This window comes from Pseudomonas sp. P5_B2 (genome assembly GCF_056400445.1).
This window is the reverse complement of record NZ_JBFULH010000590.1, coordinates 1-2,477: the sequence shown is the minus strand read 5'-3', so window position 1 is coordinate 2,477 and position 2,477 is coordinate 1. Positions and strand designations below refer to the sequence as shown.

At 58.5% G+C, this 2,477-nt stretch carries 3 protein-coding genes; 2 read left to right on the top strand and 1 reads right to left on the bottom strand.

What is annotated here, in order from left to right; translation table 11 throughout:
- On the bottom strand, positions 1 to 559 hold a 559-nt coding region (gene ku / locus AC1DRJ_RS24365; RefSeq protein WP_477804406.1), incomplete at its 3' end, for a non-homologous end joining protein Ku.
- Between the two features lie 186 nt (positions 560 to 745).
- Here ku and AC1DRJ_RS24360 point away from each other — a divergent pair.
- Together AC1DRJ_RS24360 and AC1DRJ_RS24355 are read left to right on the top strand one after the other, a co-directional pair.
- The gene (locus tag AC1DRJ_RS24360) at positions 746 to 1,093 is read left to right on the top strand and encodes a hypothetical protein (RefSeq protein ID WP_477804405.1); all 348 of its coding nucleotides are present in this window, start codon (positions 746 to 748) and stop codon (positions 1,091 to 1,093) included.
- A gap of 25 nt (positions 1,094 to 1,118) precedes the next feature.
- The gene (locus AC1DRJ_RS24355; protein ID WP_477804404.1) at positions 1,119 to 2,270 is read left to right on the top strand and encodes a PQQ-dependent sugar dehydrogenase; all 1,152 of its coding nucleotides are present in this window, start codon (positions 1,119 to 1,121) and stop codon (positions 2,268 to 2,270) included.
- Positions 2,271 to 2,477 lie beyond the last annotated feature (207 nt).

Here is a 2,477-nt window from a genome sequence, read left to right as displayed (position 1 = left end):
GTTCAGGTTTGGTCACTTCGCTGCCCAACTCAAGCGTCTCGAGGCTGCGCACTTCTGCTGGCCAGCGCAACATCACTAACACCATCGCCGATTCCAGCGGCATTAACGCTGCCAAGTGCTGGCGTGTGTGCAACACCACATGGGCGAGGGCGACTTTGTTGGTTTTGCGCAACGTCTCGCGCAACAAYGCGTACACCTTGCCGCCGCGTTTATCCGGGGCGAGATAGTAGGGGGTATCGATGTTTTGCAGGGGGATCTGCTCACTGTCGACAAAGGAGAAGATGTCGATGGTTTGCGTGGATAACGGGTGCGCCGACTTGATTTCCTCTTCACTGAGAACCACGTACCTACCCTTTTCGTACTGCACGCCCTTGACGATATGTTCCTTGGTGACTTCCTTGCCGGTGACCTTGTTCACGCGTTTGTACCCGACCGGCTCCATGCTCCGGCTGTCGAGCCAGTCAAAATCCACCCCTTGGGAAGACGTCGCCGATACCAGCGCCACAGGGATATGCACCAGCCCGAAACTGATTGCGCCTTTCCAGATTGCCCGTGCCATGGTCGTCTTCTCGCAAGTGATGTTCAGGTGACCTGTTGCCTGGCGCAAAAGTTTCAGCCGGTTGCGGCCCCGGCCGGGTGGGGTAGTCGTCTGGTGTTACATCTTGCTGATGAGGTTTTGGTTAACAAATCCGAACCCCGGGCGTAGCGTGCTATCGAAGACTCTATCCATGTAGAGAGGCTACCCATGAACAGATATGTGCTCGGCTGCATTGCGTTGGCGCTGAGTGGTTTGCTGAACAGTCTGGCGCAGGCGTCGCCGTCGCCATTGCCATTATTGCTGCTGGCCCAAAGCCCGACGGGGGCTTCGAGCAATCCTTACAACAGCCCGATTCGCCGCGCTAATCCAAACAGCATGCAAGGCTCGCAATCCAGCGCCCCAGCCATGCGCGGGCCGAATACCGTACCGGTGCCGCGCCCTCCGACCCTGGAAAACGGCGGCATTGGCAACCGTTATCCCCAAAGCCATTCGGCCCCCCCCAGCCCACCGATATTCATACCCAATCCACCTCAGCGAGACTCAGGCAACCGTTGAACCGGAACGACAAAAGGAATCGTGCATGTTACATAAAACCTTCCTGGCCACTCTGTGTGCCAGCGCACTGATCACCGGTGCAACAGCCGTTTTCGCGGCACCGGTTCAGGAACTGGAAAGCGAACAGGGCACCCTTGAGGTCACCACGATCACCAAGGGCCTGGAGCATCCGTGGTCGCTCGCGTTCCTGCCGGATCGCAAGGGCATGCTGGTCACCGAACGGCCCGGCAACCTTCGCGTCGTCAGCGTTGACGGCAAACTTTCCGGCCCCATTGATGGCGTGCCGAAGGTCTGGGCAAAGGGGCAGGGCGGCTTGCTGGATGTGGTGCTGTCCCCCGACTTCAGGCAGGACCGAACGGTTTATCTGTCGTATGCCGAAGGCGGCGGCGCGGGGGACAAGGCGGGCACCGCGGTAGGCCGAGGGCAACTGTCCGAAGACCTGAAAACGCTCAAGGACTTCAAAGTGATCTTTCGCCAGGAACCCAAGCTCTCCGTCGGTAACCACTTTGGCTCGCGACTGGTGTTTGATCGCGACGGCTATCTGTTCATCACGCTCGGCGAAAACAATGACCGGCCAACAGCCCAGGACCTCGACAAGCTGCAAGGTAAAGTCGTACGGATCTACCCGGACGGCAACGTGCCGGACGATAACCCCTTCGTCGGTCAAGCCGGCGTACGCTCGGAAATCTGGTCCTACGGCCAGCGTAATCCGCAAGGTGCTGCGCTCAATCCGTGGACCGGCGTGCTCTGGGAGAACGAACATGGGCCACAAGGTGGAGATGAGCTGAACGTCATCGAGCGCGGTAAAAACTACGGCTGGCCGCTGGCAACCCATGGCATCAACTATTCCGGCCAACCGATCCCGGAAGCCAAGGGCAAGACCGCCGAAGGCACCGTGGGGCCGCGCCATGTCTGGGAAAAGTCCCCGGGCCTGAGCGGGATGGCGTTCTACGACGGCGATCGTTTCAAAGCGTGGCAGCACAACGTGTTCATCGGTGCGCTGGTCAGCCAGGAGTTGATCCGTTTGCAGTTCGATGGCGATAAAGTCGTTCACGAAGAACGCTTGCTGGGTGAACTCAAGGCGCGGATTCGGGATGTGCGGCAAGGTCCGGATGGGTATTTGTATGTGTTGACCGATGAGGACGACGGCGCGTTGTACAGGGTTGGCCTGAAATAACCTGGGGTACTGTAGTCTTGGCTCGAGAAGTCGATGAAAATTGACCATTGACTTGCCATCCGCCCAAGGCTAATTTCCAGCCATGACTTTCACCGTATTGAGCTGCCAGCCAAGCATTATTACCGCCATTCCTTATTTGGCGGGCTAGCTCACGACTGCAGCACCCAACCCGCCCTAGAGGCGGGTTTTTACTTTCTGTCTCCAGGG